The organism is Clostridioides sp. ZZV15-6383 (assembly GCF_020657735.1).
Taxonomy (GTDB): domain Bacteria; phylum Bacillota; class Clostridia; order Peptostreptococcales; family Peptostreptococcaceae; genus Clostridioides; species Clostridioides difficile_D.
Genome location: NZ_JAGWCV010000134.1, coordinates 1 through 572, shown reverse-complemented (window position 1 = coordinate 572; position 572 = coordinate 1). Strand labels below are relative to the sequence as shown.

General features: G+C 27.6%; 1 pseudogene. It reads right to left on the bottom strand.

The features are described from left to right. Positions 1-572: pseudogene (locus KGF42_RS19110) on the bottom strand (RNA-guided endonuclease TnpB family protein); the annotation flags it as partial.

Genomic DNA, 572 nt, shown 5'->3' with positions numbered 1-572 from the left:
CTTTTAATATATTTATACTTGCATTTATATCTCTATCGTGAGTTTCATTACAACTAGGACAAATCCATTCTCTTATATTTAAGTCCTTCACTTCCTCGTTTTTATACCCACATTTATTGCATATTTGCGAACTTGCAAAGAATTTACCTACTTTTACAATTTTTCTACCATGCCAATTAGCCTTGTATTCTAATTGGCGAATAAACTCTGACCATGATACATCAGAAATTAAGCGAGATAGTTTATGATTTCTAATCATATCCTCTGTAAATCTTCTATGCAAATAATATCGTTCTCTTTTATTAATTTAGTAGATAGTTTTTGTAGAAAATCATTTCTTTGATTAGCTATATGTTCTTGAAGTCTTGCAACTTTTAATCTTGCTTTATTTCTATTTAAACTACCGATTGTCTTTCTCGATAATTCTCTTTGTAATTTAGCAAGCTTGTTTAATGACTTCTTAAGATACTTAGGATTTTCTATAAATTCTCCACAACTTGAGATACAAAATTCTTTAATTCCTAAATCTAAACCTATCTGATTATTAGTATTTTTAAATGCTTCAATATCTA